General features: G+C 60.0%; 22 protein-coding genes and 1 pseudogene. 9 read left to right on the top strand and 14 right to left on the bottom strand.

Annotated features, from left to right (window positions below; all coding sequences use genetic code 11):
• Window positions 1-9: 9 nt before the first annotated feature.
• Entirely contained in the window at window positions 10-234 is a 225-nt protein-coding gene (locus NKH99_RS22265; RefSeq protein ID WP_031213090.1) for a hypothetical protein, read from the bottom strand.
• Between the two features lie 230 nt (window positions 235-464).
• Complete coding sequence (locus tag NKH99_RS22260) at window positions 465-830, bottom strand: VOC family protein (RefSeq protein ID WP_352472157.1); 366 nt, start codon at window positions 828-830, stop codon at window positions 465-467.
• Window positions 831-974: 144 nt separating this feature from the next.
• Between NKH99_RS22260 and NKH99_RS22255 the strand changes: the two genes are divergently transcribed.
• Entirely contained in the window at window positions 975-1286 is a 312-nt protein-coding gene (locus tag NKH99_RS22255; RefSeq protein WP_352686972.1) for a hypothetical protein, read from the top strand.
• 44 nt (window positions 1287-1330) lie between these two features.
• Complete coding sequence (locus NKH99_RS22250; RefSeq protein ID WP_353015559.1) at window positions 1331-2206, top strand: sigma-70 family RNA polymerase sigma factor; 876 nt, start codon at window positions 1331-1333, stop codon at window positions 2204-2206.
• A 188-nt stretch (window positions 2207-2394) separates the two neighbouring features.
• Here NKH99_RS22250 and NKH99_RS22245 read toward each other — a convergent pair whose 3' ends face one another.
• Complete coding sequence (locus NKH99_RS22245; RefSeq protein ID WP_353015556.1) at window positions 2395-3552, bottom strand: sulfite oxidase; 1158 nt, start codon at window positions 3550-3552, stop codon at window positions 2395-2397.
• A gap of 278 nt (window positions 3553-3830) precedes the next feature.
• Between NKH99_RS22245 and NKH99_RS22240 the strand changes: the two genes are divergently transcribed.
• Window positions 3831-3983, top strand: coding sequence for a hypothetical protein (locus NKH99_RS22240; RefSeq protein ID WP_353015554.1), 153 nt, complete (start codon window positions 3831-3833; stop codon window positions 3981-3983).
• A 149-nt stretch (window positions 3984-4132) separates the two neighbouring features.
• On the opposite strand, the gene NKH99_RS22235 is transcribed toward NKH99_RS22240, so the two are convergent.
• The 5 genes and pseudogenes from NKH99_RS22235 to NKH99_RS22215 form a co-directional block, all read right to left on the bottom strand.
• Window positions 4133-4777: a hypothetical protein gene (locus NKH99_RS22235; protein ID WP_353015552.1), complete on the bottom strand. Its 645-nt coding sequence runs from the start codon at window positions 4775-4777 to the stop codon at window positions 4133-4135.
• Between the two features lie 168 nt (window positions 4778-4945).
• Entirely contained in the window at window positions 4946-6187 is a 1242-nt protein-coding gene (gene dinB / locus NKH99_RS22230) for a DNA polymerase IV (protein WP_352472146.1), read from the bottom strand.
• 131 nt (window positions 6188-6318) lie between these two features.
• Window positions 6319-6869 (bottom strand): annotated as a pseudogene (ybiA, locus tag NKH99_RS22225) (riboflavin biosynthesis intermediates N-glycosidase).
• Window positions 6870-6967: 98 nt separating this feature from the next.
• A complete protein-coding gene (locus NKH99_RS22220; RefSeq protein ID WP_352472143.1) occupies window positions 6968-7426 on the bottom strand; it encodes a GNAT family N-acetyltransferase in 459 nt (152 codons plus the stop codon).
• A gap of 68 nt (window positions 7427-7494) precedes the next feature.
• On the bottom strand, window positions 7495-7857 hold the full coding sequence (locus tag NKH99_RS22215; protein WP_353015550.1) for a hypothetical protein: 363 nt from the start codon (window positions 7855-7857) through the stop codon (window positions 7495-7497).
• A gap of 200 nt (window positions 7858-8057) precedes the next feature.
• On the opposite strand from NKH99_RS22215, the gene NKH99_RS22210 reads away from it, so the two are divergent.
• Window positions 8058-8351: a hypothetical protein gene (locus tag NKH99_RS22210; RefSeq protein ID WP_353015548.1), complete on the top strand. Its 294-nt coding sequence runs from the start codon at window positions 8058-8060 to the stop codon at window positions 8349-8351.
• A gap of 234 nt (window positions 8352-8585) precedes the next feature.
• Here NKH99_RS22210 and NKH99_RS22205 read toward each other — a convergent pair whose 3' ends face one another.
• A complete protein-coding gene (locus NKH99_RS22205; protein WP_352579488.1) occupies window positions 8586-9281 on the bottom strand; it encodes an XRE family transcriptional regulator in 696 nt (231 codons plus the stop codon).
• 82 nt (window positions 9282-9363) lie between these two features.
• Between NKH99_RS22205 and NKH99_RS22200 the strand changes: the two genes are divergently transcribed.
• The 3 genes from NKH99_RS22200 to NKH99_RS22190 all read left to right on the top strand — a co-directional run bounded on the left by NKH99_RS22200 (window position 9364) and on the right by NKH99_RS22190 (window position 11139).
• Window positions 9364-9780, top strand: a complete 417-nt coding sequence (locus tag NKH99_RS22200; protein ID WP_353015546.1) for a hypothetical protein — start codon at window positions 9364-9366, stop codon at window positions 9778-9780.
• A gap of 52 nt (window positions 9781-9832) precedes the next feature.
• Window positions 9833-10468, top strand: a complete 636-nt coding sequence (locus NKH99_RS22195) for a high mobility group family protein (RefSeq protein ID WP_353015544.1) — start codon at window positions 9833-9835, stop codon at window positions 10466-10468.
• Window positions 10469-10533: 65 nt separating this feature from the next.
• Window positions 10534-11139, top strand: coding sequence for a DUF6456 domain-containing protein (locus NKH99_RS22190; protein WP_352472136.1), 606 nt, complete (start codon window positions 10534-10536; stop codon window positions 11137-11139).
• 44 nt (window positions 11140-11183) lie between these two features.
• Here the strand turns inward: NKH99_RS22190 and NKH99_RS22185 are convergent, their stop codons facing one another.
• Together NKH99_RS22185 and NKH99_RS22180 are read right to left on the bottom strand one after the other, a co-directional pair.
• Window positions 11184-11495 carry a hypothetical protein gene (locus tag NKH99_RS22185; protein WP_352467934.1) on the bottom strand — a complete coding sequence of 104 codons (312 nt, stop codon included), beginning with the start codon at window positions 11493-11495 and terminating at the stop codon, window positions 11184-11186.
• 223 nt (window positions 11496-11718) lie between these two features.
• Complete coding sequence (locus tag NKH99_RS22180) at window positions 11719-11982, bottom strand: hypothetical protein (RefSeq protein ID WP_352997785.1); 264 nt, start codon at window positions 11980-11982, stop codon at window positions 11719-11721.
• Window positions 11983-12255: 273 nt separating this feature from the next.
• Between NKH99_RS22180 and NKH99_RS22175 the strand changes: the two genes are divergently transcribed.
• Together NKH99_RS22175 and NKH99_RS22170 are read left to right on the top strand one after the other, a co-directional pair.
• Window positions 12256-12513, top strand: a complete 258-nt coding sequence (locus NKH99_RS22175) for a hypothetical protein (protein ID WP_352774435.1) — start codon at window positions 12256-12258, stop codon at window positions 12511-12513.
• Between the two features lie 505 nt (window positions 12514-13018).
• Window positions 13019-14011, top strand: a complete 993-nt coding sequence (locus tag NKH99_RS22170; RefSeq protein ID WP_353015541.1) for an HNH endonuclease — start codon at window positions 13019-13021, stop codon at window positions 14009-14011.
• A 27-nt stretch (window positions 14012-14038) separates the two neighbouring features.
• Here the strand turns inward: NKH99_RS22170 and NKH99_RS22165 are convergent, their stop codons facing one another.
• From NKH99_RS22165 to NKH99_RS22155, 3 genes are read right to left on the bottom strand one after another with little or no spacing between them, the layout of a single operon-like run.
• Complete coding sequence (locus NKH99_RS22165; protein WP_353015539.1) at window positions 14039-15793, bottom strand: response regulator receiver domain; 1755 nt, start codon at window positions 15791-15793, stop codon at window positions 14039-14041.
• Entirely contained in the window at window positions 15783-18764 is a 2982-nt protein-coding gene (locus tag NKH99_RS22160) for an ATP-binding protein (protein ID WP_353015537.1), read from the bottom strand. The genes NKH99_RS22165 and NKH99_RS22160 overlap by 11 nt, the downstream gene beginning before the upstream one ends.
• Window positions 18761-19867: a DNA cytosine methyltransferase gene (locus NKH99_RS22155; RefSeq protein WP_353015535.1), complete on the bottom strand. Its 1107-nt coding sequence runs from the start codon at window positions 19865-19867 to the stop codon at window positions 18761-18763. Before NKH99_RS22155 ends, NKH99_RS22160 begins: the two co-directional genes overlap by 4 nt.
• Window positions 19868-19892: the final 25 nt, after the last annotated feature.

Genomic DNA, 19892 nt, shown 5'->3' with positions numbered 1-19892 from the left:
TCGGCGCCTTCAACTGGAGAGCGGGAGATCTTCCAAGGGATCGACAAGGAAAGACGCGGCGATCAGATCGTCCGCATCGAGGCGCAGTGAGCCTTTGGCGCCGCCCATAATGGCGGCAACCTTTTGAAACGTCTTGATCTCATGCTCGGTAATCTGGGCACTTTGCATTCTGGATTTGAGGTCAGCGACGCGCAGCCCCAAACTGTGGGACATTCCGATTTTACGGTTCGACATGGTAAGATGCTCCTCCCCGGCCCATGTTTGTTTTGCCACCCGCCCTTATTCGTATTTCCTCCGCCTGCCTAAATATGAGGCATCGCGATACAGCGCCCGAACGCCCGATGCAAGGGAAGGTTCCGGCGCGCAGCGGTCACGAAATAATAATAGGTAGGAAGCACGGCCGATGGTCCGGCCGGAGGTAGGACTTAGGTACGACGCCCCGCCGGACAGAGGGCTCCGGTGGCTTAGCGGCTGGCGAGGACCATGCGGTTGCCTTCGCTGTCGCGAAACTCCGCCACCGTGCGCCCCGGCTGCCACGGCGCCTCATGCGGTTCGGTGACGATCTCGACGCCGTCCTTCTTCAGCGCCGCGATCATTGCCCCGACATTTTCGTCGACCAGCACCAATACAGGCTCCGCGCCGGGTGCGTCGTCGGCGCGCCTGACAAAATGCAGGTTCGTCACGGCATGCGGAAATGCCAGCTCGATCCAGCGCCAGCCGCCATCACCCATCTTCTGGTCGGCCATGACCTGGCAGGCGAGATGCCTGGTGTAGAACGCCTTGGCGCGGTCCTGCTCGAACACCGGAAGCTCGGCAAACTGGATATGCATGATCGTCTCTCCTGCTTGATGGCTGCCGCGCAGCCGCCCACGCGGGAAAGACGATGCGGGCAACCGAAAAGATTCTTCGGCAAGGAGAATCTTTTCAGCGCAGCCGGTCGTCCTTCGTTCATACCAACCAGTCAGGAGACGATGATGAACTACGCGCTCATTCGATACGGTGTGAAGCAAGCCGACCTGGAAGATAACCGCGTGCTGGTCGAAAAAGTATTTGAAGCGCTGGGCGAGGCGGCACCGCCGACGGTGCGCTATCTCGTGCTCGAGCTGGATGACGGCTCGTTCCTCCACATCGTCGGCCAGGACGGCGATTCGTCGGCGCTGACCGGGCTTGCGGCTTTCAAGGCGTTTACGGAAAACCACGCCCAGCGCCGTTCGACCCCGGCAATGCGATCGCCTGTCAAAGTCATCGGCAACTATCGTATGCTGGCGGATCAGAAAGCCGGGTAGCGCCCGCCATGCCGCTCGCGCAGAAATGGGACGCTACGCCGAAAATGAACAGGGCGACTTTGGAGGTGATGCTCGTCGGGTTGCGGCCAAGGCTGCATCGCTACTGCGCGCGCATGGCCGGCTCGGTGATCGATGGCGAGGACATCGTCCAGGAGGTGCTGATCAAGGCGCTGCAGGCGATCGACGGCGGTGCGATGGTCGAACGGCCGGAGCAATGGCTGTTTCGCATCGCCCACAATGCCGCGCAGGATCATCTGCGGCGGCGCAATCGGGAAAGGTCGCGCATGACCGAGGCCGACATGAGCGTCATCGAGGATCCCTCCGGCAGCGCCGACAGCCGGCTCGCCGCCCAGACCGGCCTGCGCTCCTTCATGCAGCTTTCGGTGCCGCAGCGCAGCGCCGTGATCCTGGTCGACGTGCTCGGGCTCAGCCTGCATGAGACCTGCGAAGTCACCGGCGCGACGCTCGCCGCCACCAAGGCCGCGCTGCATCGCGGGCGGGCGCAGCTCAAGTTGCTGGCGCTGCAGCCCGAACAGGCGCTTGCGCCGAGGCTCGACGCCGATGACGAGCGCCGGCTGCGGCGCTATGTCGACCTGTTCAACGCGCGCGACTTCGACGCGGTCAGGGCACTGATCGCCGAGGACGTGCGGCTCGACGTCGTCAACCGCGTCCGCCTGCGCGGCAAGGCCGAGGTGTCGACCTATTTCGGCAATTATGCCCGTATCAGCGACTGGACATTGTCGCTCGGCTTCGTCGACGGCAGGCCGGCGATCCTGATCCGCCACCCGCAAGCGGCCGACGGCGCGGTGCGCGGCTTCATGCTGGTCGAGTGGCGGGACGATCAGGTCATCCAGATCCGCGACTTCCGCTACGCGCCCTGGTGCTTGGTCGACGCGGAGATTGAAACGGTGGACGGGTGAGTAGAGGGCTGGAATGGTGCGGAGATGGCGATCAGGCAGCCTCCTGCCGTTTGACCCAAACGCAATTGCCACATGGCAGCACGTTCTTAGAGCGGTTCCGGTTCTCTTGGAACCGGTAACTCGCTCTAACTATCTGTTTTGCCGCATTTATGCGGATGCCAAATGACTCCATTTGGCGGCAAAATCCTCTAGCCGATACGCACGCGGCGCGTCACCTGGCCATTGCTTTCCCAGTATGTGTGTTTCTTGGCAATCAAGGGATCGTCCATCGCCGGTTGAATTTGTCCTGTGGTGCTGACCGCGCGCGAGGTTACGGTGTGTTCTCCAGGAGAGGGATTTGCCCAAGCCAGGGACCAAATTTTCCAGGCGTGTTCGGCCTCCTCACTGTGGTCAATGGTCGCTGGTATCCAAGGCCCTTGATCGATTTGCACTTCGACCCGGTCGATCGGCGCCCCCCAGGCTGCCCCAACGATGCGGTAATCTGAATCTTTCCGGGTAACCTTCGCAGGCGCGGACTTTATCAGCGCTCGCCCGACTGACGTCTCGGCCCATACGGTCTCGCCGTTGTGGTCCTCCTCCCGGATGGTGACATAGTCACGGGCCATCAGAAGGCTCATGAACCGCGTATCGCGAACCTCGATGCGCTTTAGCCACTTGACGTTGGCGATCCCGTACCAGCCTGGCGCAATGAGCCGTACCGGGAAGCCATTGGGCGCCGGCAAGGCGGCCCCGTTCATTTCATAGCAGAGGAGATTGTCGGGGTTCATCGCGTCGGCGAGCGACATGCTACGAGCGAAGTTCTGCCGCATCTTGACGTCGCGTATCGGGATCTCGCCTGTGTCGGTACCGAAAAAGACGACCTCGATGCCCTTCTCCAGAACGCCAGCTTCCTCAAGGATCGGGGCGAGCGGCGTCCCTGCCCAGCGAGCATTGCCGATGCCGCCGGTGAAAAAGGGAAACCCGTGGTTGCCCGAGCATTCCACTGTGAAAACGACCTCCTGCCGCGGTCGCGCCCTGATGTCGGCGAGCGTTAACTCCAGGGGCTTCTTAACCAGGCCTCCGATTTCCATCGACCATGTCTTCTCGTCGATCGTTGGTCGGTTGAAATGCGAGATGCTGAAGAACTTGTCGTTTGGCGTTATCCAGCTATCCAAATCCTCCCAGACAAGCTGCTTCTGGATACCCACCGGATCGGGATTTTCGGTCGGCTGATCCAGCCATCGAATAACTTCCTCGTTCGGCCGTGTTGGAAAAGCGTAAGCCCGGCGCGAGGTATAGAGAGCAGCAATTGCGGCAAGAGCCGCGCTTCCTTGAACAAGAAGTTCTCTGCGCTGAAAATCAGGCATGTTGTTTACCTCCCAGTTGATCCGGAACGGGCTGCAACGTGCCTTAGGCCGTAGCCTGATCACGGATAGGCGACACAATGTGAGATCTGCCCACCCGGAAGTATCCGGGTAGGTCAGATAATCACCGACGCAAGTCAAGCATGTGAAGCGTTGCACGAAACGCCAGCTCGCGTTTCGCATGCTAAGAGTGCGCCTTTGAGAAGGAACTGTCCACAACTTGGACGGGACATGATGATGATTGCAGCATTCCATGCCGATTTCCGGTCCTGCCAAAATCGTTGCTGCTCGGATCGCTGCCGACCGCCCGCTTCTGGGTCATTTCCGGACTTTCGCAGGTTCTCGTCGAACCGGTGTTTCCTGCCGGCCCATGGGTTGGCCGTGCGGCCGGCACCGCCCTGGTCGCCTGGGGCGGCGCAACGCTTTTGGTCTGACGACCAGGGCCGCCTCGAATGTCGCATTTGCAGGAGGAGGCGGGCCCGGGCGGCACATCAGAACCGAGGTGGCCAGCAAGCAGGCCGCCCGGCTCGGGCGCGGCAGAATCAATCACACGTGAACCATTCGCCAACCGAGCGGGGACGCCCTAGTTGGTGGTGACTTGCGTCACCGCCACGCCGGTTATCCTGCCGTTCCCGGCTGTGTAGGTGAGCGTCTGCGTGACCGTGGTGTCCTTCTGGTCGGGAGACGAAGGAGGATAAGAGGCGGCGAAGCCGAAATGGCCGTAACGATCGGGCTTGGCGGCGCCAAATTTCGCGGCCACGTCGCTCAGCGGCGCTCCGACGCCGGGCGTATCGAGTTCAATTGCTGTCAGGCTGGCAGGCGCGCCGGCGCATCCTTCCGGCACCTTGCCTTCCGGGTTCGGCTGCAGCGCGACGGACAGGACACCGTGGTCGGAGCCGCCCATCTCGCCGGAGACGAACCAGAAGATCGACGGCGATCCGCCGGCGTCGGGGCCGGCATAGCAAAGCCAGTGGCGTGAATCTCCGGCGTCACCTTCATCGTGCATCGCTCCGCCGAAGGCTTTTTCGACATCGGCAAGCGTGGTTTCCTCAAGCTTTATCTCCAGCGGCCCGGCCTTGACCTGCTTGAATAGCGGGCTGGCCAGCGGCGAGTTGATATCGCCCAGGGATGGAATCGCCCGGTCCGGGTTGAGCGGCTTGGCCAGCGTCGTCGCATTGGTCACCAGTCCGGCAACGATGACTGCGAAATATCCGGCGTTCTGTCCCATGCCGATCTCCTGTCGTTCGAAGTGAGGGCGGAAGGATTTGCGAGCGGCTGCTACCCTGTCTGGCTGATACCCAAACCGGTGCACGACGAACTGGTCCCAAGATAAATTCACAACGGCGCAGCCTTCAACGTCATTCCGGCGACTTGGCAACCAAAGTGTAATCGAGGCTCACAGTTCCTTCTCGGCCAGCTCGCGAAATGCGTCGGGAACCGACCGCTGTAGCCCGAGCGCGACCGAGGCGTAGCCCACCGCCTCCCAGCCGAAGCGGTCGCGGATCTTGTCGACGGCGCGGTCCGCGGTCCAGCGCGCCGCGCCCTTGCTGGTGCCGGGGCGGCGGCGGTCGTCGTCGAGGCCGAGCGGCAGTTCCAGTTGCAGGCCGGCATGCTGCTCCAGATGCGAGACGGCGATCGCCAGCAGCGAGATTGTCTTTTCGTGCGGATGGTCGATGAGCACCTTGCGCACCAGCGCCTCGGCGATCTCGGCCAGCATGGCGGTTGCCGATATCGGCTGGTCGAGCGTGATCGAGCGCGTCACCGAGCGCAAATCGGCAAAGCGGACGCGAACCGTCACCGTGCGGCCGGGCCGGGATTTCGCCCGCAATCTTGTGGCGACCCTGTCGGCCAGATGCAGCAAAGCGGGCACGAAGACCTGCTCCTCGGCCGGTTTTCGGCCGAGCGCAGACTGCGCACCCGCCGAGCGCGCCCGGCGCTGCGTCTCGAGCTTGCGCGGATCGCGGTTCCATGCCAGCGCGTTGAGTTTTTCTCCGGCCGCCGGCCCGAGCAGGCGCTCCAGCGCCCCACCGTTGGTCTTCGCCAGCTCGCCGATGGTGTTGACGCCGATGCCGGCCAGCCGCTGCCTGGTGACCGGGCCGACGCCCCACATCAGCTCGACCGGCAGGTGGTGCAGGAACTCCAGCTCGTGGCGCGGATCGACCACCACCAGCCCGTCCGGTTTTGCGACCTGTGAGGCGATCTTGGCCAGATGCTTGGTGCGGGCTACGCCGACCGAGATCGGCAGGCCGAGCTCGGCCCGCACGCGGCGGCGGATCTTGCCGGCGATCTCGGCCGGCGAGCCGAACAAATGGGTGCAGCCGGCGACGTCGGCAAAGGCCTCGTCGATCGAAATCCGCTCGACCACCGGCGTGAAATCGCCGAGCACCTTGATTGCCGCATCGCCCAGCCGCTGGTAGTCCTTGAAATGGCCGCCGACGAAGACGAGTTGCGGGCAGAGTTCCCGCGCCCGCCGTCCCGGCATACCGCCGCGCACGCCGAACGCCTTGGCTTCATAGGATGCGGCAAGCACTACCCCGCCGCCGACGGCAATCGGCTTGCCGCGCAAGGCCGGGTCGAGCAACTGTTCGACCGAGGCGTAGAAGGCATCCAGATCCGCGTGGAGGATGTTGGCTTCCATCCGGCCCGTTCGCCCGCGGCGGTTCGAACGCCGCATTGTCTCGAGTTGTGGTGAGAACATAAAGAGAACATTGTGGGTGGATTGTCAAGCAGCGCGGAGGCTGCCGCAGATGACGAGCGCACGGCAAATGTTCAGCCGCGCAGCCGATCGCGGGCCTGCATCAGCGCGAATCCCAACAGGTTCTCGCCGCGCCACAGCAGCGGGTTCACCGCCCTCTCGTCATCCGCCGCAAGGCCGATACCCCACACCGGTCGACAGGGCTCGCCTCGACCAGCACCCGGTCATGCGTCGACAACAGATATTCGCGCAGCGCCGCGTTCTGACGGAACTTCTGAAAGCTCCCTTCAGTCACGATGCGATATTTGTCTGCATCCCATTTGGTGCCATCGAAGCCGCTCACCTGGCGGCCAAGCTGCTTTGCCTGCTTGGGGCTCGCCGCCCTGAGGATTTGTGTTGCCGTCGGAGCATCACCGAACAGTCGTGCCTTCTCGGCCATCATCCAGTGTTCGGCAGTCGGATAGCTCAGGCCATCGACGGTAAAAGGCGCATGCCACCACTGGCTGAAGCACGACGTGCTTATTATTCGGCCGTCCTTAGACGGCTGATGGCCCCAGAAGAACAGGAACTTCTGCCGGGGCTTTGCGCGAAAGGTTTTCTCAAGCCAGGTTCGGTCGTAAATCATGGGCGGATGGAGCAGGGCGAAAGGCCGGCTTGTCAATGCTCCATCCAGAGTGGGTAGCGAAGATGAGCGGTCGGCGCTGAATGCGATGAAATGCTGATCTACAGCGCCATCTTGTAGCCGAGATGACTGGCGGTGAAGCCGAGGCGCTCGTAAAAAGCGTGCGCCTCCCGTCGACCTTTGTCCGTGGTGAGCTGGACGAAGCTGCAATTGCGCGAACGGCATGTTTCAATTGCCCATTCGATCATCAGCTTGCCGACGCCGCGCGAGCGCCATTGCCGGGCGACGCGAACGCCTTCGATCTGGCCGCGCCAGGCGCCTTTTCTCGAAATGCCTGGAAGGAAGCTGAGCTGCAGCGTTCCGACCACTTGCCCGGCGTTGACCGCGACGGCCAGCAACTGGTTGGGATCGGTATCGATTGCGCTGAAGGCATCGAGATAGGATGGCGCAAGCGGCGTGGACGGGTCTTCCCGGTCTGCGCCGAGCACATCGTCGGCAAGCATTGCAACGATCGCCGGCAGGTCGGGCGCCTGCGCGCGACGGAATTCGATCTCGCTCATCGCGCGGACACATACGGCGCGGTGTCGGCGATCGCAACATCCGTTTTGCAAGGGAGGCCCGCGCGCCTTCAGGTCGCCTCGAGCGCCCAGAGGCGGTGGCCGTAGCGGCGGAAGAAGCGGGCGAAGAGGCGTTGCTGCCTGGCGCGGGCGAAGTCGGCGGTGCGCCTTTCCTGTCGCCAGCGCGGCATGTTGCGGAACATCGACAGGAAGCGGACAGCGTCCTCGAGTGCCTCCTCGGCTGACTGCGCCGGGCGGATCGCTGCCAGGAACAGAGCGCGGCTCGGCTTCATCCGGTCGATCGCCGACTTGCGCTGGCCATGGCCCTGGCGCGCCGTGCGGATGCCGTCCTGGCGGATGGCTGCGAAGGCAGCAAGCATGGCCGGGCTGTCGCCGGCATAACCGCAGGCCTGGGCGAACTGGGCGAGGTCCATCGTCACTCCCTTGCTTGCCGGCCGACGGAGCGGCCGCGGTTCTGTTGCTCGCGCCGATTTCCAGCGCTGCACGAGATAGAAGCATAACTCAAGTACATGAACAAGTGAAACTTTCACGTTGGTGCAAGCGGAACCGACTCGACTCCGCCCCGAAAACCGATAATGATGTGAACAAAGCAGGAACAATGATGGGGATGGCTATGGCATTAGCGGGCAGGGAAGCGACGATCGCGGATGTTGTCTCGATTGCCGTCGAGTGCATCGATTGCGGCCGCAACAGGTGGTGGAAACCGGCCGAACTCAAGCGGCATGGGGTGAGGCCGGAGACACCGCTGGCCGCACTTTCGGGGCGCCTGATCTGCAAGGCCTGCCGGGCCGACGGCCTGCCGGGCGCCGCCGTCTCGATCCAGGCCGCCTTCATCGACGACCGGCAGCGGACCCGCGCCGAGGCGCGCCTGCTCAACGGTCGAGAGCTGCAGTCGAGGCGGGCTTGAGGGGGCGGGCGGGGACGGTGTTCTTCCTTCTCCCCTTGTGGGAGAAGGTGGCCGAGCGAAGCTCGGTCGCATGAGGGGTGTTGGACGGATCGCGGAGTTGAAGACGTAGGGATTTAGACTAGAATCATCCGAATATTTTTAAACGCCTCATTTCTTCCAACACCCCTCATCCGGCTCGACGCTGCGCGCCGATCCACCTTCTCCCCAAGGGGAGAAGGGCGCGCCGGCGCCTCCTCAATACCCCAGCAGTTCCTTGAGCGGGATGACGCGGAAGACGTTCTTGATGGCGTAGCGGTTGAAGGACAGCGTCTTGGGCGGGTTGTACTGTTCGACGATCAGCTCGGCGGCGGTGCGCTTGACCAGCTTCTTGATGAAGGCCTTGCCGTTTTGCTCGTTCTCCTCGGGCAGGGTCTCGATCACCACATGGTCGCCGGGCAACGCTTCGCGGCCGCCGCAATAGATCATCTCGCCGGGCTCGTAGCGCGGCACCATCGAATCGCTCAGCACGTGCAGCGCAAACACATTGCGCAGATGCCGGATCCCCGGCGGCCGCTGGACATAGCCGGCCGGCTGGCCGTTGAAGGTAAAGTCGCCATCGTCGCCGCCGACGGCGGTACCGAGAAGCTGGATGTCCATCGGCCCGGCGGGCAGGGGGCCGGGATCGGTGACGATCTCGGCATCGGCGACCGGTCCGGCATCATCGAGGAAAACGACCTCGCCCTTGCCGAGTGCCACCGGGTCGACGCGCAGGAAAGCGGCGGTCTTCAAAAGGTTCTCGGTCTTGGGCAGGTTGCGCCCGGTCTCCCAATTGCCGACGGCAGCGACGTCGGTGTCGTTGTGCTCGGCAATGTGACGCATCACCAGGCCGCGCTGCTTGCGCGCCCGGCGGATCGCCGCTCCGACCTTGATCGACAGTGCAGTTTTCGCCATGGCTCCATCTGTGGCATAAGATTCGGTTTAGTCTATGCAAGAATCGCTTGCATTATGATTTGAGTTATGCTCTTATGTAGGCATGCACAAGTCGCTTCGCCAGCTTTCGGTCCTTGAATCCGCCGTTCAGCGCGCCGGCAGCGCTCGCCTGGAGGCGGTAGCGCAACCGATCGCCGGCGCCATGCATGTGCCAACCCTGTCCCCTTCGTCGCGGCTGTCCTCCTCCCCGGCCGGGACGATGCCCGAGGCTCGCGCCTCGGATCCGGCAGCGCAAGCGGCCGGAACGGCCGGAGCCGTTCCCCTCACGGCTCCGGCCACGAATTACCTGCCGGCCGGCAATGCGGATGCCGCGGTTTCCTGCATCCGCAGCGAAGACGGCACGGTCATCGCCTTCGACGAGCGGACGGGCAAGGCAGTGTCCGGCGCAACAAAGGCAGGCGGCCGAGATGAAGCGCGATCGCAGCAGACCACGCGAAGGCTGACCGGCTTTCGAGCCTGAGGCCGGCGAAGCCGGCGCCGCACACAACCATTTTTGCAGGGAATGAAACATCATGGCCGCCCGCTATTCCGCCTCGGAACTGGAACAAATCGAGAACTGGCTGATGAGCGGACTGTCGGCCGCGAAGATCGCCACCCGGTTGACCGCGCTGCGCGGCCGCCCGGCCTCGCGCGCGGCCATCATCGGCATCGTCCACCGCACCGCCCGTTTGCGCACCATCGGCCTTGCCAGATCCAAGGGCTGGTGTGGCGGACGCTCTGGCGGCCGGCTCGGAAATTCGGCGCCTGAGCCATCAAGCACTGCTGATCAAGCGGAGTCGGCTCCGAAGGCCGAGCCACGCTGCCGCCCGGCAAGGCTGTCGGCCAGGCTGGCGCCGCCGGCCTGGCAGCCGGGTCCGGCTCGGATCACCGGGACCGATGGCGCACCGCTCGAAATGCCGGCGCCGCGCCCGATCGCCGCCGGCGGCCGCCAGCCGCATTTCGCCGCCATGCGCTTCATCGATTGCCTGTTCGAGCGCTGCCGCGCGCCGCTCGACACGACGCCGCAGGAGGATGCGGAAAACGACGCCCCCGGCAGCCGGCCAGGTTTGGACATGCTGTGCTGCGGAATGCGCACGAACCCATCGAAAAGCTACTGCGCCTATCACGCTGCGCGCTTCTTGCGCACGCTGCCGGCCGAAGCGATTTGAGCTCGCTGCAATGAGACTGGAAGTTCGCCAGAGCCCGACGACCAAAACCCAGGAGGACCGAGCCGATGAGCACCAAAACCGCCCAAAAGGTCAAAGCCAGGCCACCGAGATTGCCGAAAGGCGAGGCCGAGCAGGTGCGCATCCGCAAGGAGATCGGCCATGATTTCGCACTGAAGGACGACCGGTTCGGCCGCAAGCGGCTGGCGAAGGGGACGCAGGAAGGAGCGCGCCTCTATGAGGTCTCCAATGACGGCCACACAGCGACCGGCGGCATCGTGCGGGTGCGCAACGTCGACCCGCTGAGCGGCCTCACCTCGCTGTCGCGCCAGCAGCGCGAGGCGGGCATGCGCTACCGCCAGGATTTCCGCAACTCGTCCGAGGCAACCGCCAAGCCGATGGCCTGGGCCGAGCGCGTCGACGGCGGCCGCACCGGCAGCGGCGTCGCCGAACACATCCTGTCCGCCGGCCGCGACCATGCCGAGGCCACCAGGGCGCTTGCCCACTGGGAGATCGCCGGCATCGTGCAAAAGGTCTGCTGTGCCGACGCAACGGTCAAGAGCCTGGCCGAACAGGCCGGCGAGCCGCGCGACGTGGTGGTGAAACTACTCAAGATCGGGCTCGACATATTGGCCGTGCATTACGGCATGATGCTGATGCGCAAGCCGAGGTGAGAAGCCCCGCCGATCCGGCCGGCACTACCGGCCGGATCGATCCGTCAACGACGGCAGACACGGATTCTTTCGATAATCCGGTGGTGATGACGCCAGTGCCTGATGACTTCGGTGTGGCAGCGCCGGTGGTACCGGTACCGGTAGCGCGGCGCGTAGTCCTCGTTATAGACATCATAGCGGTAACGGGGAACGTACTCATCGTCGTAATCGGAATACCGATGGTGGCGATAGTAATAGTCGTCGTCGTCATAGCCGTTGCCGATGCCGATTGTGACGCTGCCGCCGGCATTCGCCGGGCCGATCACGGAAGCCGCCGATGCGATGGCGATCACCGAGGCAAGCAGGAGCTTCTTCATAGCTACCTCCTTCTTTAACGTCCCTCTAATAGAAAAACCCCCGAGGGGCAGCCTCGTTCCATAGATTGGCAAGATGTAACGAACGGACGAGCCCGAAGTTTAGCGCCTGCTGGCGCGAAAACGCCGCTGGCTGCGCCGGGGTCGGATCGTCGACGCAGCGTGGCCGCTCCTCTCATCAAACAGCGGCAATCGCGCGTCAGTCCCGTTTTTTGCCGACGTCTGCCTACAGAACATGGCCCAGTTCCAGCAAAACGAACGCGGTCGCACCCAGCACAGCGAGGGCGTAGGCCGCATAAAGAACAAGCAGCATCACCTCAAAGTCCCGGACGAAGCTTGCGGCAATCCTGGTCTCCTTAGGCTCTGCTTTCTCGATGCGGTCGGTTTCCAACTCCTCCGTTGCCATGACGAGGCAGACAATCCTGTCGTTGTCGGCCGCCTGCAATATCCGTTCCGTCAAATCGACTGCAATCACTGGATCATCGGCCAACTGATCCCGCGATAGCCGGCTTTCAGTGACGGTCTGGATTTCACGCTTTCTCACGCACGCATAATTGCGTTGACTAAATTAGGTTCCACTAAAATATATAGATTGCCTCGACCCGATCACGACGTGGTGAGGCGTGAGCCCAGCTGGGCGGGGAACCGCCGCCCGAGGTCCGCATTTGTCGACTGTCGGGGCGAATCGCGATCCGCATCCTCCGATCAAAGGGCGCGGGCTTCTTCATAGGCTGCTACGATGCGCCATTGCTGGTAGGTCGCAATGCCAAAGCAGCCAAACTCTCATATCGCGAACGCAGCGCCGACGTCTTCGGTGCTGACCGGTTATGACGAAGATCGCATGCTTACTTATATCCGGCTGCTCGACGCTTCGGCGGAAGGAACGGACTGGCGCGAGGTCGCCCGCATCGTCCTGCATCTTGATCCGGAGCGGGAGCCGGAGAGGGCTTTCCGGGCGTGGGCGACACATCTGGCGCGTGCACGATGGATGACCAGGAAGCGGAACGAGTTGCGCCAGTAGCATAAAGAGCGGTGCGGACGAGCACCCTGACATTTAAGCGGAACTGCCGTTTCGGTCTGGCCGTTGAGGGAGAAGGCCAACATGGAAAAGCGCCCAATGACTTCTTGGCGAGCCAATACTTTCGAGTTGTGCTGCCTTCTTGCAGTTCCGCTGTCGCTTCTCCTTACCGTTTTCCTGGCGGGTCTCATCCTTAGCTGACCCCCGCATGGTTGCCGTGTCGGTCAACGTGGCACCAATGCCCGCCTGAAGGATTAAGCGGTCGCCAGCGATCGCGAGAGCGATCACGGAAGCCGCCGGGGCGATGGCGATCACCGACGCTAGTTGGAGCTTCGGAACTGGGGCGGTCAAGTAGCCAATCTCGTTGAAATGAAAGGGTTTTGCCGCCGACAAGCGCAGAGTTGGCGGCCTCACCAACAGGAGATCCAGATTTTTACAGAGCTTGATGGCGCTGAAGCTCTCGAATAGAACGTAGTCGGCTCGTAATTAATTCAAGACTTTCAAGGCTATGTCGCAGTTTTGGTGGGTTAATCACAATCAGACCGCCCGCCAAGAAATCGACGGGCAATATCTATGGTCGCCCAAGACGGAGAGTAACGGCGCCCGTAGCGAGTTCTATAACAACATGCGACGGGCAGCACCCGGCGATCTCATCCTGTCCTATTTCGACCAGGCAGTGCGCTATGTTGGCCGGGTGACGGAATTCGCATTCACAGCACCGAAGCCGACAGAATTTAAAAACACCGGAACCTATTGGAACCAGGAAGGTTGGTTGCTCCCGGTGTATTGGACGCCGCTTGAACCGACAGTTAGCCCAAAGGCCATGATCGGCGAATTGGGTCCGCTTCTGCCTGCCAGGTACTCGCCGATCCACCCGAACTCCGGATCGGGAAATCAGAAAGCCTATCTCGCCGGCGTGTCGCCAGATGTGTTTCACATCATCGTCGCCAACGCGGCTTTCGACCGTGAAGCGCTGGAGCGCGGTGGCGCCAACAGCCTTACTTTTGAGATCGTCAACGAAACACTGGAGGATCTGGTCGAGCGCCGTATCCGAGAAGACCTTCATCTCGAAGACACTGTAAAGAAGAGCGTCATTCTGGCTCGTCGCGGCCAAGGGCAATTTCGCGCGAACGTCGAAGCTACAGAGCGCTCCTGCCGCCTTACTGGCGTAACCAACTCCTCGCTCTTGATCGCAAGCCACATCAAGCCGTGGCGCCTGTGCGTTTCTGCGCAGGAGCGCCTTGACGGTATGAACGGTCTGCTCCTCACGCCCGATGCCGACCATCTATTCGACCGTGGATTCATCAGCTTTGAAAACGGAGGCGAGGTGCTGATCTCCCCTCGCGTCGACAAAGCAGATCTGCGGCGCCTTGGGTTCGAGCAGTTGGTGATGCAGAGCTTCGGCTTTTCCGAAGCCCCTGCCGTCTGGCGCACCGCAGTCTTTACGCCGCCGCAGCAGGGTTATCTTGCCCATCATCGAGCGGATGTGTTTGTGGCTTAGTCTAGGAAGGCCGATCGGCGGTTCGTGCTAAACGAAATCCAAGCCAATGCGGGTCAATGACCCGCCGAGGCGTTGGACAAGATTTAGTGCGTACTCATACCGCAATTGGCAAACCACTTGCGCATCGCATTTCCGCTGCAGCAACCTTCTGGTGCCTTTCTCAGTGATGGACAACTTAAAGTTGAAGTCTTTCGAAAATATGCCTCGCTTTTCTGCATAGAGCATGTGCCATGCAGGCGCTGAAGCGTCGCTCGAAGGGTCATTGAAACAGAAGCATTTCACTCCTCCCGCCACCCGAAGAAAGACGTAGCGGTTCGTCTGGACGTCTTTGAGCACCTTGCCATCAGCTACCGGAATCAGTTTGACTGCCATGAACGGCAATCGTTCTCCGAAGAGCGCTACCCGGCCAGCCGACAACTGGGCCGGAACTGTGTCGCATGCGGGGGACACGCACACCCAGTAATCTTGGCCAACGACAAACACTTGTCCTGTCGTGAGGTGCCAACCCTCAGGCGGTTTGCTGCTCACGAAAGCGTTGTGCTCGTACTCAGCCTTTAGCTTCTCGTGCGCGTTCGTCAAATCGATACTAAAGTGCTCTTTGCTCAGCGTTTCTGGCACGCCTGTCTTTGCCTCGGCAGCGATCAAACGGCCGGCAAAATTCTCGACCCTTGGAAGGATCCCATTCATCAGCTGTTCGGAGTGTCTAGCGACGCTCTCGGTAATAAGCCATCGGCGATCGGGTCCCTCGGAGGCGAGGAGGCGTCGGTACCAGTGCGCAAGAGCATGCAGATTGTCCAGGACTGCGCTCTGCGCCATGACGCCGTATTCATCCATCTCGGCTCGTAGCTTTGCTAGGAACAGCCTGGACGGCCGAGGGTTCCAAGCGTTCAAAGCTGCCAATAGCTCTGAAAGAAGGTCGTCATCATTATTCTTTTGCGAGAAGGCGATGAAGACGGTGTTAGTCTTGATGTATCTGCTGCCGCCGTCATCCCAATCAAGTTGTGAATCCGAACCCACGTTGAAACGTGCAGCAAGGCCCAAGTCAACCTGCTCTAAGAGGTACCTCAGAACAAGCTTTCGGTCATCGGATTCCCACTCCAGTTGATCGCATTCGGCTCTGAATGCTGAGTAGGGTTGCTGAGACTTGCTCATGATTCGAAGATAGCTGCCATGAAAGCGTCGCGCATGGACATACTGGTCAATGCCAACGCTTTGGGAGAGCCGGTCGCCGATCCCGTCTGCTTTATCTTCAGCTTCGATCAATAGTGTTTGCGCCCGCTGCGAGTCATCAGCCTCGAGACGATCTACAAGCGGAGCCATAAGCGAAATCAGCGTCTCCCGGAACACCGTCTCCAGGTTTTCGCTTGTGTGGACGACGACCAGATTGAAGTGATCATTGCTCATAAGACTTCGGATGATCTCAATGGCCAGCGCCCCGTCGCCTGGCTTCGCCTTGTCGAGCTGATAGTCGAGAACAAGAAGGTCCGATTGGTGTAAATGGGCTGCAATTTTGATTTCGGCGCCTGAAGACACATTGGTGCCGTCATGGATGTCGACAAGAAGGGCGCGCCCAGGAATCCTGAAGCTGGCGATGACTTTCTTGATGCGAGCCGGGTCGTTGTACCAATCTTTGGCCTTCTTATGTTCTCTCTGCCCGTTTCTGGCAATCTCGGCGTCGAGCATTTCGTCGAAGGTAGGATAATCGTCATCTACGATCAAAACCGAACGGATCGGCTTCACGAAAGCTTCTTCCACAAAGGCCGAATAATGCTCACCGGCCATCGAACTCAGCACCCCTAAATGAAATGAGAAAATTTGCCCCTTTTAGAGGCATATCCGCTGTAGCTGGCTCGTACCGAATCTTGTGACCTCCAGCCGCCAAATTGGCCCTGGCGAGATATAATCCGACGCCGCGACCTCCTCGCGCTTTCTTTGTAAAGAAAAGGCTGAATAGGCTTCCGACGTCCTCTGGATCCACGCCAGGACCACTGTCCGAAATGACGACCTCGTCACCAATAACATCGATCAACACGCGACGCTCCCCCTCCGACTTCGCACCTACCCAGTAGATGCTGTTGTTCAGTAGGTTAATGAACACCGGGTAGAGCCGTGATTGCTGATCGTAGATTCGAAGAGATCGGAATTCGGCGCTGACGTCCAGAGATATCCTATTCTTGGCGAGATTAAGTTTGAAGAACTCCGCAACATACTCAGCTATCTCGGTGCCGGTTATCCAACGTTGAATGCGCTGCCCTGCGAGCCTAAGGGGTGACAAAAATCTTAGCTGGTCTGTGAGGCCGTCATAGCCGAACTCAATGTCTTGCACAGCCTTGCTGTTGCGCACTTCGTCGGGAAGCTTACGAAGCGCCGAACCGATGATGTCGTCATAGGCCTGCAACTCATGTCCTACGATCTCCACAGCGATACCGAGTTGAGCTAAGCTGTTAAGTCGCTCAAGCTCTACTCTAAGATCGCTTAACTCCTCCATTCCAAACGACGCCAGGTTTTCGAGGTCGATACTCTCTTTTAGACTCTCAAGCGCTCCAATGTAGGGCCCGAATATCTCGGCGTTCTCTAGATCCGTATCCTCCTTCATTCTATCCAGGAGCTTGGAGGTGGCTGAATAAGTCAACTCGCCTCTATCAAATCTGGCAAGGAAAGGAGAGGCTTCGTTGTGGAAGTGTTTGTTGCGGTAATTTATTAGATCCCGGATTCGTTCGAACTCGCCTCGCTGTAAGGCGTCGACCGATCGTTTCCATTGCTGGATACGATGATGGATCTGCGCCGCATTCCTTGCGATCTGCCGCTCCAGCAGGACACGCGGTTGTGCCGGGCTAATCCGTTCGATTTGTTCATCTAGGTCCGCTGCGATCGCTGTCAGCAGAGTGGTGGTGGTCCGCATATTGTCGCGGTAGTTGGAATATGTTTCTTCCAGTGGACCGAGCGACTTGGGCGCGCCCGGTAGGCGAAGATCGGAGGCTCTGTCACGGAAAACTTCAAGCTGCTGCTGTGCAGCCCCAATTTCGCTCTCGTTGCCGATCGACAGGCTCTTTGCGAACGCCTCCATCTCTTTGTTGAAGCGAGGAAGCTCGCTTGAGACGGCCTGAAGCTTTGTGCGGAATTCTCTGCGCTGACGTTGCCGCAGTTTATTTCGAGCTTCGCTCGCCTTCTCAGCCTTGTTGGAAGCCTTGATCTGCGGAAGTACTTCCTCGCGAATGTCGGAGTCAGAGCCGAAGTATCGCCGCGCCGATACACGGAGGATGTTAGAAACAAGAACCTTCAAGGTCTTGGCTGCTCGATTGTCGAGCAGCCCTTCGCGCCCCGCTTTGTCCTTTAGATTAGAGTTTACATCGCGCCGAATTGCAAGGCGACCAAACATTTGACGATGATTCCAAAACTCGCGTCCAGCATTTTTGCTGCGTCTTGATTCTATTTCGAAAAAATCATTGTCGGTGCGCCCATAGGGGAGCACTCTTAGGCCATCTCTAAACATCATGAAGCCAGAGTAGCGTTCGGCTAACTCCTGAAAGCGCTGAAACTCCATGCGGGGCAGAGTCGTGTTGCTGGCCTGGAATTCCATGGAGGCAATATAGAGCTCGAAGGGACCGACTTCGGTATCTGCTCGATGCGGGATCGCAAGATCCTTCGGCGGTTCGATGATACACGGTTCCGTCACCCATTTGCCGAACGCCTTTATCCTGCCAGTGAAGACCCCTTCGGCATCGACAGTGCCCACGAGCTGATGCTCCATCGCGTCTAGGAGCCGCCTATCAAACTGCTTTTCGGAACCGACTATCAGGCGAGGATTTGAGCCATCCCACGCACGAACGATGTAGGAGAATTCGAGCTGGCTGGCCGTTGACCCTCTTTCGGTCGGATCTAGGAATGGATCAACGAAACTCGAAAGCGTTTCGAAGAAGCGGTCGCGCGCAGCTCTGGCTGACGAGTCAGCTACCGCTTCGTCCAGCTCGACGCGCAGATCGTAGTTGATGCGCGTGACCACCAAGGCGGTGCCATGCTCGGAATTCCCAGACCATACCGGCCATTCAGCAAGATATCTCTCGCCAAAGGAAATACTGGTGATGGTGGAGAGTATCTCTTCGGAGGGCAGCCCGAGCTTATTCGTGACCCCGGCCGCATGCTCAGCCTCGTAGAGCCGATCATAGGCTCTCCACGCCGCCGTCAGTCGAGCCTTACGAAACTCGTCCTCGCCTCCTATAATGTTTTGTGCAAGGCCTTGGCCAAGTTCTGGTAACAAGCGCAGAAGTTCTTCTTTCTTCTCAAACTCCGTCACTGGGATATGAACGTCCCCAAGGTTAATGAATGGATTTTCGAAAAGGCGCCAGTCCAGCAACGCTGCTACAAATGGCTGTGTCCTACGTTTCGACACTAGTAGCAAGACTGGACCAAGGTTAGCACATGAGAGGCGGCCTATACCTTTTTGGCCTTGTCTCGCCCTGGCCCGCAGACCGTTGCGGTCTACGAACGGTGTATGATCTACGGTGGCTTTGGATTCTGTTCCGACCACAAGCCAACGATCTTCAAATTCGCGTCGGCTCATACCGTGCCCGTCGTCGCTGATCACAGCAGTCGGCTCCTCGCCATCATAGATGTCGAGAGCAACATTCCTTGCATAGGCGTCGAAAGCGTTTTTCCAGATCTCCGATATCGCGGTAGGGCAGTCGGCTATCTGTTCACGCCCGAGATGGTCGACCGTCCGGGCTTTGGTCTGAAAGGCTAAAGTTGAGATCACGCCAGCTCTCGCTGACGCACATCTCTGCGGGACTTGACACCGTCCTTCTGCTCGGAAAGGAGTGGCTTGATGTGCTCAATAAGTTTTTGGGCAAAAGCAACAGGAACAGCGTTTCCGACTTGTTCGCCAGCCGCGATCAGGCCGCCATCGAACACAAAGTCATCGGGGAAGGTTTGAATGCGTGCTGCCTGTCGGACGGTGATTCCATGATGGAGAGTGGGGTGGACAAAGCGGCCCTTTGACGGATTGATACAAGCTGTTGTCATAGTGGGGGCTGGCTTGGTTGGATCGATTCGGCCATAGACATCGTTGTGCCCGTCGTGGTCCGAATGGCAATTGAGTGTGCGACCTGATGCATGACGGCTTCCACCATTAGGAGGCGTATTCGCAAACGCCTTCAGCAACGCCTCACCGTGCTTCATATGAATGTCATTGGGATCATCCGCTGCGGCTGGAAGAAAAGCTGACTGGCATCCAGCCCAGGGCTCGAGGTGGGGTTTGGTCCGGCGGAGCACGTCGCTCCCGTGTGTTTGCTTTAGGGGCCAGGCAAGATTGCCTAGTTGTACGCCGCGGCGCAGCCCAAGGATGAAAACACGTTTTCGGCGCTGGGCAATCCCGTAGTCGCGAGCATCCAATACGACTGGTTCAAAGACATCATAGCCCGACTCAGCCCCCTTAGAATAGAATCGGTCCAATGCTGCTTTATGTCGGGGCCATAACATCCCAGGTACGTTCTCCATTAGGAAAACTGTCGGCGAGAAGGCCCTAACGAAATCAAAGTATATGTGGATCAGGTCGTTCCGCTCGTCAGAGACGCCTGCATCATTCAGTCTATGCGTCGAAAAACCTTGGCAGGGTGGTCCGCCTAACAACAGGTCACATGACAGCTTCTCACCGAATATCTCCCGCATCAACAGATCAGGTGACAATGTTCGGATGTCTTCATCGCGAAGAACAAGTTTAGGTTCTAGGAAGCTAAAGTTTTTGCGGTATGTCGACGCTGCCTTCTTGTTGTGCTCAACGGCAAGCTTAATAGTCAGTCCCGCGTTCCGCGCCGCGAGAGAGAAACCACCAGCTCCCGCAAACAGATCAATGCAGTTCAACAATCTGCCGCTCCGTAATTGCCTT

The organism is Mesorhizobium sp. M0854 (assembly GCF_040319815.1).
Lineage (GTDB): Bacteria > Pseudomonadota > Alphaproteobacteria > Rhizobiales > Rhizobiaceae > Mesorhizobium.
The sequence above is the reverse complement of the archived record's forward strand: the minus strand, read 5'-3'. Positions and strand labels throughout refer to the sequence as shown.

What these genes read in the sequence shown, in the direction of transcription:
- NKH99_RS22260 (WP_352472157.1), bottom strand. Translation starts at nt 830, where the DNA reads ATGCATATCCAGTTTGCCGAGCTTCCGGTGTTCGAGCAGGACCGCGCC.
- dinB (WP_352472146.1), bottom strand. Translation starts at nt 6,187, where the DNA reads ATGGAAGCCAACATCCTCCACGCGGATCTGGATGCCTTCTACGCCTCG.
- NKH99_RS22250 (WP_353015559.1), top strand. Translation starts at nt 1,331, where the DNA reads ATGAACAGGGCGACTTTGGAGGTGATGCTCGTCGGGTTGCGGCCAAGG.
- NKH99_RS22165 (WP_353015539.1), bottom strand. Translation starts at nt 15,793, where the DNA reads ATGGCCGGTGAGCATTATTCGGCCTTTGTGGAAGAAGCTTTCGTGAAG.
- NKH99_RS22170 (WP_353015541.1), top strand. Translation starts at nt 13,019, where the DNA reads ATGTCGCAGTTTTGGTGGGTTAATCACAATCAGACCGCCCGCCAAGAA.
- NKH99_RS22200 (WP_353015546.1), top strand. Translation starts at nt 9,364, where the DNA reads ATGCACAAGTCGCTTCGCCAGCTTTCGGTCCTTGAATCCGCCGTTCAG.
- NKH99_RS22265 (WP_031213090.1), bottom strand. Translation starts at nt 234, where the DNA reads ATGTCGAACCGTAAAATCGGAATGTCCCACAGTTTGGGGCTGCGCGTC.
- NKH99_RS22190 (WP_352472136.1), top strand. Translation starts at nt 10,534, where the DNA reads ATGAGCACCAAAACCGCCCAAAAGGTCAAAGCCAGGCCACCGAGATTG.
- NKH99_RS22255 (WP_352686972.1), top strand. Translation starts at nt 975, where the DNA reads ATGAACTACGCGCTCATTCGATACGGTGTGAAGCAAGCCGACCTGGAA.
- NKH99_RS22195 (WP_353015544.1), top strand. Translation starts at nt 9,833, where the DNA reads ATGGCCGCCCGCTATTCCGCCTCGGAACTGGAACAAATCGAGAACTGG.
- NKH99_RS22235 (WP_353015552.1), bottom strand. Translation starts at nt 4,777, where the DNA reads ATGGGACAGAACGCCGGATATTTCGCAGTCATCGTTGCCGGACTGGTG.
- NKH99_RS22210 (WP_353015548.1), top strand. Translation starts at nt 8,058, where the DNA reads ATGGCATTAGCGGGCAGGGAAGCGACGATCGCGGATGTTGTCTCGATT.
- NKH99_RS22175 (WP_352774435.1), top strand. Translation starts at nt 12,256, where the DNA reads ATGCCAAAGCAGCCAAACTCTCATATCGCGAACGCAGCGCCGACGTCT.
- NKH99_RS22205 (WP_352579488.1), bottom strand. Translation starts at nt 9,281, where the DNA reads ATGGCGAAAACTGCACTGTCGATCAAGGTCGGAGCGGCGATCCGCCGG.
- NKH99_RS22245 (WP_353015556.1), bottom strand. Translation starts at nt 3,552, where the DNA reads ATGCCTGATTTTCAGCGCAGAGAACTTCTTGTTCAAGGAAGCGCGGCT.
- NKH99_RS22215 (WP_353015550.1), bottom strand. Translation starts at nt 7,857, where the DNA reads ATGGACCTCGCCCAGTTCGCCCAGGCCTGCGGTTATGCCGGCGACAGC.
- NKH99_RS22185 (WP_352467934.1), bottom strand. Translation starts at nt 11,495, where the DNA reads ATGAAGAAGCTCCTGCTTGCCTCGGTGATCGCCATCGCATCGGCGGCT.
- NKH99_RS22220 (WP_352472143.1), bottom strand. Translation starts at nt 7,426, where the DNA reads ATGAGCGAGATCGAATTCCGTCGCGCGCAGGCGCCCGACCTGCCGGCG.